Genomic DNA, 14,493 nt, shown 5'->3' with positions numbered 1-14,493 from the left:
CAGTATCAACTAGGACAGCCACGCCCGCGTCCACGAGCAAGTCGATCCGAGGCGCCTACCTGCCAGCCCGGACCGACAGCCGGAAGTTGCCAGGATGTTGGTAGTTCCAGCCGCGCCATGATCTGCCGGCACCGACGGTTCCCTAGCTTCGCCCCTCAAAGCAGAAAACGCCCAGCCCAATTCGGGACCAGGCGCTTCGGTAAACGAAAACCAGAGACTGCTAGGCGTCCTGCCAGCCGCGGCCTTCAGTGAATGTGGCAACCAGGGTGCCCACGCCGGCCTGCAGCGAGTTTGAGGGGTCCTCGTACAGGGACGCCTCCGTCGCACGGCTGTGGGTGATGAGCTGCTCGGCTTCGAGTTTCGCCTCGGGCACGGTGGCACCGATGATGCCCGTGCGGGCAGGAAGCTCGGGAGTGTGCACTACGTCGGCATTGGTCTCCGAGAGTGGAATGATGGTCCCGGGGCGGATCTCGTCGTGCGGGAACTCGAATTCGGCGTCGTCGGGGGCAGCGGGAATCGTGTACTCCAAGAAGTAGTTCATGCCCCCAGCCTTGCAGATAACCGCCATGCCAGAAACCCCGTTCTCGCCCGCAGGCACGAATATTCACCGCCCGATCCAACGGGCACGCGGGCGAAAGACCGTCCGCTCCTAACGTCCGGCTGCATATCCCTGCGCTCCCCGCGGATTCGCGGCAGCCTGCAGCACGCCGGTCCTGGGATCGCGTACGACGGCGGACAGCCGTCCCAGCGTCCAGTCGCCTGCCCGGGTGATCCGGTGGCCCCGCCGTTCGAGCCCGGCGATAACGTCATCGCCCAACCGATCCTCGACGACCGCGCCGCCAGGCTGCCAGGTGCGCGGCCAAAAGGACCCAGGCATCGAGGTCGTATGAAACGCCGGCGCATCGATGGCCTGCTGGGGCGAGTACCCGCCGACGATCGTCCGCAGCAGGTACAGCAACTGCCACTGGTCTTGCTGGTCTCCGCCGGGCGAGCCGAGCGCCGATACAGCAACGCCATCGCGCAGCACCAGCGTCGGCGTCAGCGTGGTCCGCGGTCGTTTGCCCGGCGTCAGCATGGACGGCGTTCCGGGCTCCAGCCACGTCATCTGCAGCCGCGTGCCCAGGCAGAACCCGAGCTCAGGGATCGCCGGAGACGACTGCAGCCAGCCACCGGATGGCGTGGCTGAAACCATGTTGCCCCAGCGGTCCACAACATCGATGTGGCAGGTGTCGCCGCGTGTTTCCCCGTTGGACGCCACGCTGGGTTCATCGAGAACCGGTTCGCCAAGTGCAGGTTCACCGATCGTCGGTTCGCCAACACTAGCGGCAGCCGCAGAACCCACGCCGCCGGCATTACCACCCGAGGCGGACGGCCCGCCGTCGTCGTTCGACAGCGCAGGCGGGACATACTCCGTCCGCAGCGCAGGCACGTGCGGCTCACGCCCCGGAACCGAGCCCGGACGGAACTCGTGCGACGCCTCGTCAGTGATTAGTTCCCGCCGCGACGCCGCGTACCCTTCCGACAATAGGTAGCCGAGGGGGACATCCGCGTCGCCGTAGTACGCCTCGCGATCCGCCAGTGCGAGCTTCTGGGCCTCCAGAATGGTGTGCGCACCCAGCTCGGTGGACGGGTCGAGGTGGTCGTCATCAAAGCCTGCCAGGATCGCAAGCGTCTGCAGCAGGGCCGGGCCCTGCCCCCACGGGCCGGTCTTGGCGATGGTGTGCCCGCGGAACTCCAAGGTGGCCGCATCCTCGTACGACGCGCGGAACCCGGCCATGTCGGCCATTGTCATGACGCCGCGGTGGTCGGTCCCGGACGAGTGCCGGTGCGGTGTCCGGACGCTTTCGGCCACGGCGCGCGCCACGAAGCCCTCACTCCACTCCCGGCGGGCGGCGTCGATACGCTCCTCGCGCGTGTGGGCCGGCTGCGCCGCGAATGCCTCGCCGAGGCCGGCACCGGCCTGCACCAGTTTCTGCAGGGTGCGGGCAAGCGCCGGATTCCGGACCAGCTCGCCCTCCTCGGGGATGCGTCCCTCGGGCATCCACAGTTCGGCCGAGGTGGGCCAGTGGTCGCGGAACAGTCCCGCCACTGCCGAGATCGTGCTGCCGACACGTGCCAGCACCGGATGGCCGTCGCGCGCGTAGCGGATGGCGAAATCCAGGACTTCGGCCAGTTCCCACGTTCCGTGGTCCCGCAGCAGCAACAGCCAGGCATCGACGGCGCCCGGAACCGCCGCGGCGAGCGCACCAGACCCGGGCACCAGTTCCAGGCCCTCGGCGCGGAAGTGCTGGACCGTCGCGCCCGCCGGGGCCGGCCCCTGGCCCATCAGGACCACAGGTTTTCCGGGTTCCTCCGCCGTGCTGAAGACGCCGGTCATGTCACCGCCCGGCCCGTTGAGGTGCGGTTCCACCACATGCAACACGAACGCGGCCGCCGTGGCCGCGTCGAACGCGTTGCCGCCCCGCTCCAGCACAGCCTGTGCAGTGCCGGTAGCCAGCCAATGGGTCGTAGCGGACATGCCGAAGGTGCCCTGCAGCGTAGGACGGGTGGTGAAAGTCTCCGGCCTCGTAAAACTCATAGGGGCTACTGTAGTCACCGGTTTCCGGCCCTTCCGGGATACGGCGCCCGCGACACGCTCCGCCCGTGTTTCGTCCTGCTTGCCCCGGTTAGCCCTATTTACCCAAGCCGGCCCTCCGCAGCGCTTCGGCCATGGCGGTATCCGCCGGAACTGGACGCTGGCCGGACTGCTTCGGCTGGCGCCTTGCGTTGTTGCGATCTTCAGCTGGCTGACCTGAATCGCTCCCCCGGCGCGGGCCCGGCTTTCCGCCAGCTTGGCCAGGACTACTTGAACGGTTCCGGTTGCCGCCCGCCGAGCGTTCGACGCCGGGGCCGCCTTCCCGGTTCCGGTCGCCGCGGACGCGTTCCACGCCCGAGCGTCCGCCGGCTTGCCGGTCGCCTGCTGCGGCCGGTTCGTCGTCGAGCCTCAGCGTCAGCGAGATCCGCTTCCGCTCCGGATCAGCCTCAAGCACCTTCACCCGCACCACCTGCCCGGATTTCACCACCTCGCGCGGATCGGCGACAAACCGGTTCGCCAGTGCGGACACGTGGACCAACCCGTCCTGGTGCACCCCGACATCCACGAACGCACCGAATGCGGCCACGTTGGTGACTGTTCCTTCCAGGACCATCCCAGGCTTGAGGTCGGAGATCTTCTCGATGCCCTCGGAGAACGCCGCCGCCTTGAACGCCGGACGGGGGTCGCGTCCCGGCTTCTCAAGCTCGGCGATGATGTCACGAACGGTCGGCAAGCCGAAGGTGCCGTCCACAAAGTCGGCCGGGTTCAGCCGTCCGGCATCGGCCAGCGGAGCAAGACCGGCAATGCCTGCAGGAGCTCCGGAACCGCGTGTGGCACCTGCCGCAGTCAGGATTTTCCGGGCCACCGAGTACGCCTCGGGGTGCACGCTCGAGGCGTCGAGCGGTTCCGCTCCCCCGGTGATCCGCAGGAACCCGGCACACTGTTCGAACGCCTTGGCGCCCAGCCGCGGCACCTTCTTCAGCTCGCTGCGCTTGGCGAACGGCCCATGCTCGTTGCGGTACGCCACGATGTTCTCGCTCAGCAGCGGCCCGACGCCGGCCACCCGGCTCAGCAAGGCCGGCGAGGCCGTGTTCACGTCGACGCCCACGGCGTTTACGCAGTCCTCCACCACGGCGTCCAGGCTGCGGTCCAGTTTCGCGGCGGTGACGTCGTGCTGGTACTGCCCCACGCCGATCGACTTTGGATCGATCTTCACCAGCTCGGCCAGCGGGTCCTGCAGCCGGCGGGCGATGGACACCGCGCCGCGCAGGGACACGTCCATGCCGGGGAGCTCGGCGGCGGCCAGGGCGGACGCCGAGTACACGGACGCGCCAGCCTCAGACACCACTAGCTTCTGCGGCGCCGCAGAAGGCGTCCCGTCAGTGCCCGCACCAGTCCAGGACCCGGCGGTGGAGAGCTGCTTGATCAGTTCGGCCGCGAGCTTGTCCGTTTCGCGCGACGCCGTTCCGTTGCCGATAGCCACGAGCTCGACGGCGTGCTGCCGCGCCAGCCGGGTCAGCGTAGCCAGGGCATCGTCCCACTTGCGCGCCGGCGCGTGCGGGTAGACGGTGTCCGTGGCCACCACCTTGCCGGTCTTGTCGACCACGGCCACCTTCACGCCCGTCCGCAGCCCGGGGTCCAGGCCAAGCGTGGCGCGGTTTCCGGCGGGCGCCGCCAGCAGCACGTCGCGGAGGTTCGCGGCGAAAACGCGCACAGCCTCGTCCTCCGCGGCGGCGAACATCCGTCCCCGCAGGTCGGCCGTCAGCCGTGCCAGCACCCGGGAGCGCCATGCCACCTGGGCGGTTTGGAGCAGCCACGGGTCGGCGGGCCGGCCGCGGTCGGCAACCCCGAGGAACCGCGCCACGGCGGACTCATAACGGGTGCGCGCGGCGGCGAGGGCGTCATCATCGGCCGGGTCCGCCTCAGCGAGGTCCAGCTCGAGCACGCCGTCCTTCTCACCGCGCAGCAGCGCCAGCACCCGGTGCGACGGCATCCCGGACGGCGCCTGCGTAAAGTCGAAGTAGTCCGCGAACTTCTGTCCCTCGGTCTCCTTGCCCTTCTTTACCCGGGACACCATCCGGCCCTGCGTCCACAGCCGCTCGCGCAGGTTCTCGGCAAGGTCCGGGTCCTGCGCCACGCGCTCCACGAGGATGGCCCGGGCGCCGGCGAGCGCCGCAGCCGCGTCGTCGACGGCGTGCTCCGCGTTCAGGTACTTGGCGGCCTCGCGCTCGGGATCAAGGTCGGGGCGTTTGAGCAGGGCATCGGCGAGCGGTTCCAGCCCGGCCTCGCGTGCGATCTGAGCCTTGGTGCGCCGCTTCGACTTGAAGGGCAGGTAGATGTCCTCAAGCCGGGACTTCGTATCGGCGGCCACGACGGCGGCCTGCAGTTCCGGGGTCAGCTTGCCCTGCGCGGCAATCGCCTCCAGGACAGTCCGACGGCGGTCCTCCAGTTCGCGGAGGTAGCGCAGGCGCTCGTCGAGCTCGCGGAGCTGGCCGTCGTCGAGCGTGCCGGTGGCTTCCTTCCGGTAGCGGGCGATGAACGGAACGGTGGAGCCGCCGTCGAGCAGTTCCACGGCCGCCTTCACCTGCCAGGCCTTCACGCCGAGTTCGGCGGCGATCTGTTCCGCTATCCGGGCGGCAACTTCGTCAGTGCCCTGGCCGCCTACGGGCGTGGGTGCGGGAGTTTCCTTCGGCTTTGTCCCGGCGGCGGAGGCAGGGCTGGGCGTGGGCGTGGCGGCGTGCTGCGGCTGTTGGGTCACCAGAACATTTTGCCCTACGCGACCGGATCCGCGGCGGTCAGGAGACCGGAGAACGGAACAAACCGCACTACCCACATCCGTCCTTAAGTGGTGTAGTGACTTTATGCAGAGGGGGTCATCGACTTAGGCGGCGCATCATGCAGGAATTGCTCATCATTCTTCAGGACGGCTTCAACGACGATGAAGTCGCCATCACGGTCAACGGCAAGGAGGCCCGGTACGACCGCGATGTCACCACCCGGGAACTGTTGGGCATGGCCGAGGAAGTCTCCGTGGAACTGCCGGCAAAAGGCGCTACCGTGGGGGTCGAAGTCACCAGCCGCAACCTCAGCGCGGAAATGAAGCTCCACGGCCGGCCGCGCAGCCTCCTAGTGTCCATTGAGGACGGCGAGCTCGTGCTCAGCGAGGGGACGGGCCGCGAGGCCTTTTTGTAGTGCCGTTTTGTAGTGCCGTTTTGTGGTGCCGGGTGGCTAGGAGCTGGCCACGCCCGGCAGTGACAATGCCTCGTCCAGCACTTTTCCGAAGTTCGCGGCGTCGTGCGCGAACCGGCCGAGGAACAGCCCCGACACACCGTCCAGGGTGGGCAGCAGGCCGGGTTTGGCGGAGCCGCCATAGATGACCGGCAGATCCTGCAGCCCATGGGCACCGAGCAACTCCCGCAAAGAACGGACGACGGCGGAGACGTACTCCGCGCTGGCAGGCTCGGCGGCGCCGATGGCCCAGACGGGTTCATACGCGATGACCAGCCGGGCGGCCAGGTCCCAGTCACCGCCGACAGCAGCCTGGATCTGTCCGTAGACGAAGCGGGCGGCGCCTTCCGTGCCGCCAGTACTCCCGGCGTCGGCCGCTTCGGTGCTTGTGGTGATCTCCGAGCCGCGCGACTCCTCCCCCACGCACAGCAGCGGGGTGATGCCGGCGCCGTCGGCCGCCCTGACTTTGAGCGCGATCATGGCGTCGTCCTCGGCGAAGTGCCGGCGCCGTTCGGCGTGGCCGATTTCGACGAGTCCGACGCCCAGCTCGGCAAGCAGCGACGGCGAGAGCTCGCCCGTCCACGGACCGTCGGCCCAACCGCAGTTCTGGGCACCAAGGACCAGCGGCGAGCCGGCAATGATCTCCCCGGCGGCCGGAAGCATCGGGAAGGATGGAATCACAAACGGGACCACCCGCCCGGCCGCGAGGGCCGGGCGGGCGTCCACCTGCTGGCGCAGTTCATCCAGCCAGCGCAGGCTGTCCCGGTAGCCGAGGTACATCTTGGTGCTGACGCCGACCAGAATCGTGCCGGGGTCTTGGATGGCCTGGCTGAGTTGGGTCACGGGGTTTCCTGCCTTTGCTGGTGTTGCTGAACTGCTGGGCTTTGCTGCTGACTACTTTTCCAGCAGTGCCTGGTCTTCGGCAGTGCCTGCCTTCGCGGTGGTCCTGGTCTCGAGCAGGTCGTCGGCCTTGTTCTTGAACTTCCGCGTGCCGATCATCATGGCCGCGGCGAGGAACGGCAGCACACCGAGTGCGTAGACGCCCATGGTGCCGGTGTCCGAGGCAGTGACCTGGTTGACGGTGGTCCGCAGGATCGGGGCCACGAAGCCGCCCAGGTTGCCCAGCGAGTTGATGAGTCCGATGCCCGCCGCGGCGGCGGTTCCGGTGAGGAACGCCGTCGGATATGACCAGGCGATGGGGCCGATCGACAGGAAGCTGCAGACCGCCAGGGTGATGAAGATGATGCCCAGCGCCGGGAGGTGGTTGGCGCCGGCCCAGGCCGAGCCGAAGATGCACAGGCCGGTGGAAATGAAGAGGCCGGTGCCCCAGACGCGGCGGCGGACTATGGTGTTGGCGGCCTTGCCGATGAAGTAGCAGGCGAAGATGCCGAAGAACCACGGGATGGCGGCCAGAAGTCCGACGGCGAGACCCACCTTCTGTCCGGTCAGCTGGGACACCTGCTGGGGCAGGTAGAACGTCACCCCGTAGACGGCAATCTGGAGGCAGAAATAGATCACCGTGAAGTACCAGACCTTGCGGTTCTTCATGGCGGCAAGAACGCCGCGGGGTCCGGTCTCCTCCTTGACGGTGTCCTCGAGCGCCATGACGTCCAGCAGCGCCTTCTTCTCATCCTTTTCCAGGAACTTTGCGTCCTGCGGGCTGTTGATCAGGAAGAAGTACGCGGCGACGCCGGCAAGGACAGCCAGCATACCTTCGACGAAGAACATGACCTGCCAGCCCTGCACGCCCGGAACCTGGTCGCCAATGTTGATCAGCCAGCCGGACAGTGGCGCGCCCATCATCTGGGAGAACGGCTGGGCCAGGTAGAAGATGGCGAACATCTTCACGCGGACCTTGTTCGGAAACCAGGCCGCCAGGAACATGATGACACCCGGGAACAGGCCGGCCTCTGTCACGCCCAGCAGGAACCGCAGGATGATGAAGGACGTCTCGCCCTGCACAAAAGCGAAGCAGGCGGAGACGATCCCCCAGGTGATGGCAATGCGTGCCAGCCACACCTTGGCGCCGAACTTGGTCAGTAGCAGGTTGCTGGGGATTTCGAACAAGGCGTAGCCGATGAAGAAGATCCCGGCGCCAAGGGCGAACGCCCCTGCGCTGATGCCCTTGTCCACGCCCAGGGCCGCTTCGGAAAAGCCCACGTTGGTGCGGTCCAGGAAGGCCACCACGTACAAAATGACAAGCATCGGCATAAGCCGGAACGAAGCCTTGGATATCGCCGATTTGAGGACCGGCGAATCCAGGAGCTCCTTGGTGGAAGCTGCTGTTAGGGACATCAAAACTCCTCTTTGAGTAAATCAGGTACGAACGAGAGTGGGGTTGCTGTTCTTAGCCGGAGAACGCCATGATCATGATTCCGGCGATGCAGGAAAGGATGCCCACGGCGAGGTAGAGCTTGCGCCCGCGGCTCCAGGACCTGAGTCCGGTGCCCGGGGCAGGGGTTGCTGCAGGCTTCTTGTGCTGTGACATGACTGTCCGTTCCTAGTGCATATAGAGGCCGCCATCCACATTCAGCGTCTGGCCGGAGATGTATCCGGCGTCCTCGCTGATGAGGAAGGCGATGGCTGCTGCGATGTCTCTGGTGGAACCGACGCGGTTCACCACGAGGTCCCTGACCAGTTCGTCCTTGCGTTCCTGGCTGAGGGTGCCGCCCATGATGTCGGTGTCGATGGGGCCCGGTGAGATGGCGTTGACCGTGATGTCGTACTCCCCGAGTTCGCGGGCGGTGGAACGGGTCAGGCCGATCACGCCGGCCTTGGCCACGGAGTAGGGGGTCTTGGAGAACGTTCCGCCGCCCCGCTGCGCGGAGACGGAGGAGATGTTCACGATGCGGCCGATGCCGTTCTTCACCATGGATTCGGCCACACGGCGGGTGGCGTAGTGGACGCCGTTGAGGTTGATGTTGAGCACGCGGTTCCACTCGGCGGCGTCGAGTTCCAGGTACGGGACCGGCGAGCTGACGCCGGCAACGTTGGCGAGGGCCACGATCTGCGGGAGCTCGGCTTCGATGGAGTCGATAGCTGCGCGGACCGAGGCTTCGTCGGCAACATTCGCGCCGGCGCCGTGGGCCTTCACGCCGTACTGGCTCGCGATCTCCTTGGCCGTGGCCTGGCAGAGCGCGTCGTCCAGGTCGATGATGCCGATGTTCCAGCCCTGCTCCGCCAGGTAGTTGGCGGTGGCCCGGCCGATGCCGCGCTCCGAGACAGCGCCGGTGACGATGGCCGTGCGCTCGGACGGAAAAGTGCTCATGGATGTGCTCCTAGGTTGTAAGGGGACCGGTTGCTGCCGGGCGGAATCCACTGGCAGCAACCGGAGAAATCGGGCAGCACAACAGGAGGGCAACTGCCTGCACAGCGCCCAACTGCCGTGGTGCTTGGTGAGCTGGTGCTTAGTTGATGGGGGCCTGGCCGAGTTCCTCGATGAGCTTCTGCATGGCGACGTAGGCCTTGTTGCGGTAGGCGATCAGCTCGGGGGTGCGCTCGGCCGGGACGTTCAGGAAGCCCGCGCCGGTCTTGGTGCCGAGCTTGCCTGCCTCCACGAGGTCCGTGAGGATCTTGGGGGTGGCGAAGCGCTCCGGGAAGTCGGTCTGCAGCGACTTGTAGCAGAAGTTGTAGACGTCCAGGCCGGCCATGTCGGCGATCGCGAACGGGCCGAAGAACGGCAGCCGGAAGCCGAAGGTGGTGCGGACCAGGGTGTCCACGTCCTCCGCCGTCGCAATGCCCTGCTCCACCAGCTGCGCAGCCTCATGGAAGAGGGCGTACTGCAGCCGGTTCAGCACAAACCCGGTAACGTCCTTGACCACTGCCGTCTGCTTGTTGGCGGAGTGGACAAGGTCGCGGACAGCGGCAACGGTCTCGGTGGAGGTGCCCTCGTGCGGGATGATCTCGACGCCGGGGATGAACGGCGACGGGTTGGAGAAGTGTACGCCAAGGAAGCGCTCCGGGTTGGCGACCGGTTGGGAGAGCTCGGCGATGGAGATCGTGGAGGTGTTGGAGCCAATGATGGCGTCCGGCCGCGCGGCGGCACTGATGCGGGCCAGGGTCTCGTGCTTGATGGCGAGGACCTCGGGCACTGCCTCCTCGATGAAGTCGGCATCGGCCACGGCTTCCTCGATGTCCTTCGCGGCCCAGAGGTTCTGCTTCAGGATTTCGGTGGAGCCCTCGGGGAACAGGCCGTCGGCCACGAACTGGTCGGACTCGGTCAGCAGGCGCTCGTAGTTCTTCTGGGCCACCTCAGCGGAGACGTCAGCGAGGGCAACGCGGGCACCGCCAAGGGCAAGGACCTGCGCGATGCCGCCGCCCATGTAGCCGGATCCGACGACGGCGAATTTGGGTGAGCTGGTGGGTGTTTCGGTCATGGTCAGTCGGCCTTCGTGTAGTCGGGTTCGTACGAGCAGATGGCGTCCACCTTGGCGGCGGAGGAGGAGTTTTCGTCGAAGCGGTGCTCCAGCCATTCGCCGACGAGCTTCTTGGCGAGTTCCAGTCCGATGACGCGCTGGCCCATGGTGAGGACCTGGGCGTTGTTGCTGAGGACGGAGCGTTCCACGGAGTAGCTGTCGTGCGCGGTGACGGCGCGGACGCCGGGCACCTTGTTGGCGGCAATGGCCACGCCCAGGCCGGTGCCGCAGATCAGGAGGGCGCGGTCCGCTTGGCCGTCAGCTACCTTGCGGGCAGCTGCGACGGCCAAATGGGGGTAAGCCGTGGAGTCGTTGGCCGCGACGCCGATGTCCTCGACGGAGGCAACGCGGGGGTCCGCCTCCAGCAGGGCCTTCAGTGCTTCCTTGTATTCAACGCCGGCCTCATCGTTGCCGATGACAATGCGCCAGCCTTCTGTGGTGCTCATTCCGTTGCTCCGTTTCCGGCCGTCGAGGCCATGTGGGACGCGGCCGGCGTGGAGTCGGCCGCATCAGATGCGAGGTACGTGGCCACGCGCTCGGCAATCAGTCCGAAGGAGACCGCGCCGGGGTCCGGGTGGCCGAGGCTCTTTTCCGCCAGCGGGCGCGCACGGCCCTTGAGCGGGCGAAGGTCAGCGGTCCGGCGGGCTGCTTCGTTCGCCGCGGCAGCGGCGGCGGTGAGTGCGCCGCCCAGGGAGGTCCCGCCGTCGAACGCTTCTTTGAACGCGTCCCGGAACGGCAGGAGGGCGTCAACCATGGTCTTGTCCCCCGGCTCCGCCTTGCCGAGTTCGGTGATGGCGTCGCTGAAGGCGGTGACGGCGGCGGCCGCGTCTCCGGCTTCGTACGAATCGCGGTTTCCGAGCGCGAGTCCTGCAGCCATCACGGCCGTGCCCCACAGCGCGCCCGAGGTTCCGCCGGCGCGCTCGCTCCACGCCTCGCCCGCCGCGGTGAGAACGCGTTCAACAGAGGCTCCCGCCTGGGCGTTCTGCTCACCGGCCGCAACTGCCGCATCAACGCCTCGGCGCATGCCGATGCCGTGGTCGCCGTCGCCGGCAATCGCGTCCAGGTCGCCAAGTTCCGCTTCGTGTTCGACGACGACGTCCCGCACCTGGGCGAGGACGGCAGCTGCCATCCGGCCCAGGTTGGCGGACGCCGCGGTTGCCTTCTCGGTGTCCACGTCAGCTGCTTCGTCCGTGCCGGTGAGTTCGCGGCGGGCACGCGGGGCGGTGTTGCCCTTGCGGAAGGCAGGGGTGTCGGCCGGCGCGGCCCACAACTGCTCGAGTTCGTCGTCGAGCCACAGCAGGGTGAGCGAGAGCCCGGACATGTCCAGGCTGGTGACGAGTTCGCCGCACTCCGGCTCCACGACCGTCAGGTTGGCGGCGTTGAGGAGCTTTTCGACCTTTCCGAAGAGGAGGAACAGCTCGTCGTACTTGACCGTGCCCAGTCCGTTGACGATGGCAACCACCCGGTCGCCGGCGTCCTCCGGCTTGTCCTCGAGCAGCCGCGACACCAGCAGCTCGGCAAGTTCGGAGGCGGTGGGCATGGGGTGCTCAGAGATGCCCGGTTCGCCGTGGATGCCAAGGCCCAGCGACATCTGCCCGGCCGGGACGTGGAACAGCGGCTCGGATGCGCCCGGGAGGGTGCAGCCATCGAAGGCAACACCAAGGGACCGGGTACGATAATTGGTCTTGATCGCCAGGCGCTCCACCTCGTCCAGGCTCAGCCCTGCCTCGGCGGCGGCGCCTGCGATCTTGAAGACCGTCAGGTCGCCGGCGATGCCGCGGCGCTTCTCGATCTGGTCCAGCGGGGCGCTGGCGATGTCGTCCGTGACCAGCACGGTCCGCGTCTCGATGCCCTCGGCGTTCAGACGGAGCTGCGCCTGGCCGAAGTGCAGCACGTCGCCGGCGTAATTGCCGTAGCTCAGCAGCACCCCGCCGCCGGCGTTGGCTGCCTTTGCCACACGGTAGACCTGTCCGGCGGCCGGGGAGGCAAACATGTTGCCGCACGCGGACCCTGCGGCTAGGCCTGGCCCGACCAGGCCGGCGAAGGCCGGGTAGTGGCCGGAGCCGCCGCCCACCACGAGGGCCACCTGGCCGGCGGGGATCTCGGTGGAGCGGACCACGCCGCCGTCCACGCGGGCAACGTACCCGCGGTTGGCGGCTACGAAGCCGTCCAGTGCCTCGTCTGCGAAATCAGCGGGATTGTCGAAGATCTGGGTCATGGTTCCTCATTGAATCCGGGGTTGGTTGGTCAGTTCTGACTTCTAGTGGGGCGCCTCTAGCGCGCTACGGCCACAGGCTGCTGGCGGCCCTGCGCCACCTGGCTCTGTCCGAGTGCGTAGCCAGCCTTCTTCGGCAGCACGTGGCGCCGCAGGTAGTCCTGGTTGCTGGCCGTCACGGAGAGTCCGTCGCCGCCGTAGTGCTCGGTGCACAGGATCCCCTGGAAGCCGACGGAGAGGGCCACCTTGAACGCCTCGCGGTAGTTGATGAGGCCGCTTTCCATGCTGGAGGGCATGGCAACGTACATGTCGCGGGCTACATCCTCGTCACGGATGTAGTTCTTCATGTGCCAGTAGTTGGAGTACGGCAGGGTCTTGGCAACCATTTCCCGCCAGTCCTCGATGGGTCGGTGCAGGCGGATCAGGTTGCCGAGGTCCGGGTTGAGGCCGACGTTGGACAGGCCGATGTCCTGGACGAACTGCACGGAGGAGTCCGCGGTGCCGATGTAGGTGTCCTCGTACATCTCGAGCGAGAGCAGGACGCCCACCTCTGCGGCGTGCCGGCCCAGTTCCTGGAAACGGGCGACGGCGTTGTTCCAGGCTTCCTTGTCCCCTGCCGGATCCTTGTAGCCTTCGACCGTCCAGAACCAGAGCTGTTTCTGCTGCTCCGGGGTGATGGCCTGGTGCAGTCCGAAGGAGACAACCTCGCAGCCGAGTTCGGCGGCGGCGTCGATCGTCCGGTGGCTGTAGGCCAGATTGTCCTCCCACTTGCCCTCCTCGATCACGCTCCGGCGAATGGCGGAGATGACCGGGATGCCGATGCCCACGCTGTCGGCGGTCTGTTTGAACTCGGCGAGGCGCTCCTTGCTGAGGTCGCCGGGCCGGACCCAGCTGTCGGTGAGGTCGGCGTTGGCAAAGCCTGCTTCCTTGACCTCGTTGAGGACTTCGGCCCATGCGGAGGCGTCGGCATCGTTGATGTGGGTGCCCTGGGCGTCGACGCCCGGGAACTGCAGCAGTGCCGCAGTGATGGGCCAGTTGTCGGCGGTGTAAGCCATTGGTGTTCACTCCCTTGTGGAATCCTGTTTCCTATAGGATTTACTATCCGATAGAAGTTGTCAAGGTCACACCGCAAAGTCAGACCCAGACGTCCTCTCGTTAGCGGGACTATCGAAGATCCTATAGGGGTCAGGGTGGCGTGTGAAGAGCCTCACGTCCGGGCATCATGTCGCTGGACCTTCCACGCTCTCCCCGTCGAGGTAGCAGCAGAGGGCGTTCCCACGGCTGGGAACGCCCTCTGCTGCCACTTACTTTGGGACCGGTTACTCCTCCGGCGCGTCGGCCATGGCGCGCTCGCGGACCTTCTGGATGTGGGCCGCCATGGCGGCTTCAGCCTTGCCGGGATCGCCGCTGGATAGAGCATCCAGAACGGCCTGGTGCTCGGCGATAGCATTCTCGGCGTCGGTGATGCCCACTCCCCCGAAAAGCCGGAAGCGCTGTACCTGTCCGCCGAGTGCGGCATATGCGCCGACCAGGAACTGATTGTCCGTCTGCTGGGCAATGAGCTGATGGAAGCGCTCGTCGGCCTCGAGGTAGTCCTTGTACTCGACAAAGGACGGGCCGCGGGGCGCTGACTTCAGGTCGGTGACTGTCTGCTCGAGCTCGGCAAGGCGGTGCGGATTCAGGCGGGCGCAGGCAATCCGGGCGTTGACGGGCTCGATTGCGAGGCGGGCCTCCATGAGATCCGCAAAGTCCTCGCGGGTGAACACCGGCGCAACGCGGTACCCCTTGAGTGCCACCCTGCGGACCATGCCGGTGTGTTCCAGGCGGGCCAATGCTTCGCGGACGGGGGTCGGGGAAACGTCCAGCTCACGGGCCGTTCCGTCAATGCTCACGGCGGCCCCGGGTTCCAGCCTGCCGTCCATGAGCGAGGCCAGCAGTTCCTCGTATACGTGGTCGGCCAGGACCTGGCGGCTGACCGTCCGGCCTCCTTTGCCTCCGGTCTGCCCCTCGGGCCGGCTGCCGGCGCGGGTGCCGTTGGACGCTTTTTGCATGATCAGATC

The 14,493-nt window shown here is 67.0% G+C and carries 13 protein-coding genes; 1 reads left to right on the top strand and 12 read right to left on the bottom strand.

What is annotated here, in order from left to right; genetic code table 11:
• Nucleotides 1-220: 220 nt before the first annotated feature.
• From ACFTSA_RS06225 to ACFTSA_RS06215, 3 genes are all read right to left on the bottom strand, one after another.
• The gene (locus ACFTSA_RS06225; protein ID WP_377950395.1) at nt 221-541 is read right to left on the bottom strand and encodes a hypothetical protein; all 321 of its coding nucleotides are present in this window, start codon (nt 539-541) and stop codon (nt 221-223) included.
• Nucleotides 542-649: 108 nt separating this feature from the next.
• Nucleotides 650-2,578: a gamma-glutamyltransferase family protein gene (locus ACFTSA_RS06220; RefSeq protein ID WP_377950394.1), complete on the bottom strand. Its 1,929-nt coding sequence runs from the start codon at nt 2,576-2,578 to the stop codon at nt 650-652.
• A 94-nt stretch (nt 2,579-2,672) separates the two neighbouring features.
• On the bottom strand, nt 2,673-5,204 hold the full coding sequence (locus ACFTSA_RS06215; protein ID WP_377950615.1) for a Tex-like N-terminal domain-containing protein: 2,532 nt from the start codon (nt 5,202-5,204) through the stop codon (nt 2,673-2,675).
• A 266-nt stretch (nt 5,205-5,470) separates the two neighbouring features.
• On the opposite strand from ACFTSA_RS06215, the gene ACFTSA_RS06210 reads away from it, so the two are divergent.
• Nucleotides 5,471-5,767 (top strand): hypothetical protein, encoded by a 297-nt coding sequence (locus ACFTSA_RS06210; protein ID WP_306921216.1) that lies wholly within the window; start codon nt 5,471-5,473, stop codon nt 5,765-5,767.
• A gap of 36 nt (nt 5,768-5,803) precedes the next feature.
• Here the strand turns inward: ACFTSA_RS06210 and ACFTSA_RS06205 are convergent, their stop codons facing one another.
• The 9 genes from ACFTSA_RS06205 to ACFTSA_RS06165 all read right to left on the bottom strand — a co-directional run bounded on the left by ACFTSA_RS06205 (nt 5,804) and on the right by ACFTSA_RS06165 (nt 14,484).
• Nucleotides 5,804-6,583, bottom strand: coding sequence for a triose-phosphate isomerase family protein (locus ACFTSA_RS06205; protein WP_377950614.1), 780 nt, complete (start codon nt 6,581-6,583; stop codon nt 5,804-5,806).
• A 114-nt stretch (nt 6,584-6,697) separates the two neighbouring features.
• Entirely contained in the window at nt 6,698-8,098 is a 1,401-nt protein-coding gene (locus tag ACFTSA_RS06200; RefSeq protein WP_377950392.1) for an MFS transporter, read from the bottom strand.
• Between the two features lie 52 nt (nt 8,099-8,150).
• Nucleotides 8,151-8,291 carry a hypothetical protein gene (locus ACFTSA_RS06195; RefSeq protein WP_377950391.1) on the bottom strand — a complete coding sequence of 47 codons (141 nt, stop codon included), beginning with the start codon at nt 8,289-8,291 and terminating at the stop codon, nt 8,151-8,153.
• Between the two features lie 12 nt (nt 8,292-8,303).
• Complete coding sequence (locus ACFTSA_RS06190; RefSeq protein ID WP_377950389.1) at nt 8,304-9,071, bottom strand: SDR family NAD(P)-dependent oxidoreductase; 768 nt, start codon at nt 9,069-9,071, stop codon at nt 8,304-8,306.
• Nucleotides 9,072-9,210: 139 nt separating this feature from the next.
• Entirely contained in the window at nt 9,211-10,179 is a 969-nt protein-coding gene (locus ACFTSA_RS06185; protein ID WP_377950387.1) for a 3-hydroxyacyl-CoA dehydrogenase family protein, read from the bottom strand.
• 2 nt (nt 10,180-10,181) lie between these two features.
• Nucleotides 10,182-10,664, bottom strand: coding sequence for a ribose-5-phosphate isomerase (locus ACFTSA_RS06180; protein ID WP_377950385.1), 483 nt, complete (start codon nt 10,662-10,664; stop codon nt 10,182-10,184).
• Nucleotides 10,661-12,436 (bottom strand): dihydroxyacetone kinase subunit DhaL, encoded by a 1,776-nt coding sequence (dhaL, locus tag ACFTSA_RS06175; protein WP_377950384.1) that lies wholly within the window; start codon nt 12,434-12,436, stop codon nt 10,661-10,663. Before dhaL ends, ACFTSA_RS06180 begins: the two co-directional genes overlap by 4 nt.
• A 56-nt stretch (nt 12,437-12,492) precedes the next feature.
• Nucleotides 12,493-13,488 carry a sugar phosphate isomerase/epimerase family protein gene (locus ACFTSA_RS06170; protein WP_377950383.1) on the bottom strand — a complete coding sequence of 332 codons (996 nt, stop codon included), beginning with the start codon at nt 13,486-13,488 and terminating at the stop codon, nt 12,493-12,495.
• 264 nt (nt 13,489-13,752) lie between these two features.
• Nucleotides 13,753-14,484, bottom strand: coding sequence for a GntR family transcriptional regulator (locus ACFTSA_RS06165; protein ID WP_377950381.1), 732 nt, complete (start codon nt 14,482-14,484; stop codon nt 13,753-13,755).
• Nucleotides 14,485-14,493: the final 9 nt, after the last annotated feature.

The organism is Arthrobacter sp. NPDC057013 (genome assembly GCF_042674585.1).
Classification (GTDB): domain Bacteria; phylum Actinomycetota; class Actinomycetes; order Actinomycetales; family Micrococcaceae; genus Arthrobacter.
This window is presented reverse-complemented; position numbering and strand designations above follow the sequence as displayed.

What these genes read in the sequence shown, in the direction of transcription:
- dhaL (WP_377950384.1), bottom strand. Translation starts at nt 12,436, where the DNA reads ATGACCCAGATCTTCGACAATCCCGCTGATTTCGCAGACGAGGCACTG.
- ACFTSA_RS06210 (WP_306921216.1), top strand. Translation starts at nt 5,471, where the DNA reads ATGCAGGAATTGCTCATCATTCTTCAGGACGGCTTCAACGACGATGAA.
- ACFTSA_RS06165 (WP_377950381.1), bottom strand. Translation starts at nt 14,484, where the DNA reads ATGCAAAAAGCGTCCAACGGCACCCGCGCCGGCAGCCGGCCCGAGGGG.
- ACFTSA_RS06170 (WP_377950383.1), bottom strand. Translation starts at nt 13,488, where the DNA reads ATGGCTTACACCGCCGACAACTGGCCCATCACTGCGGCACTGCTGCAG.
- ACFTSA_RS06205 (WP_377950614.1), bottom strand. Translation starts at nt 6,583, where the DNA reads ATGTACCTCGGCTACCGGGACAGCCTGCGCTGGCTGGATGAACTGCGC.
- ACFTSA_RS06225 (WP_377950395.1), bottom strand. Translation starts at nt 541, where the DNA reads ATGAACTACTTCTTGGAGTACACGATTCCCGCTGCCCCCGACGACGCC.
- ACFTSA_RS06185 (WP_377950387.1), bottom strand. Translation starts at nt 10,179, where the DNA reads ATGACCGAAACACCCACCAGCTCACCCAAATTCGCCGTCGTCGGATCC.
- ACFTSA_RS06220 (WP_377950394.1), bottom strand. Translation starts at nt 2,578, where the DNA reads ATGAGTTTTACGAGGCCGGAGACTTTCACCACCCGTCCTACGCTGCAG.
- ACFTSA_RS06190 (WP_377950389.1), bottom strand. Translation starts at nt 9,071, where the DNA reads ATGAGCACTTTTCCGTCCGAGCGCACGGCCATCGTCACCGGCGCTGTC.
- ACFTSA_RS06200 (WP_377950392.1), bottom strand. Translation starts at nt 8,098, where the DNA reads ATGTCCCTAACAGCAGCTTCCACCAAGGAGCTCCTGGATTCGCCGGTC.
- ACFTSA_RS06180 (WP_377950385.1), bottom strand. Translation starts at nt 10,664, where the DNA reads ATGAGCACCACAGAAGGCTGGCGCATTGTCATCGGCAACGATGAGGCC.
- ACFTSA_RS06195 (WP_377950391.1), bottom strand. Translation starts at nt 8,291, where the DNA reads ATGTCACAGCACAAGAAGCCTGCAGCAACCCCTGCCCCGGGCACCGGA.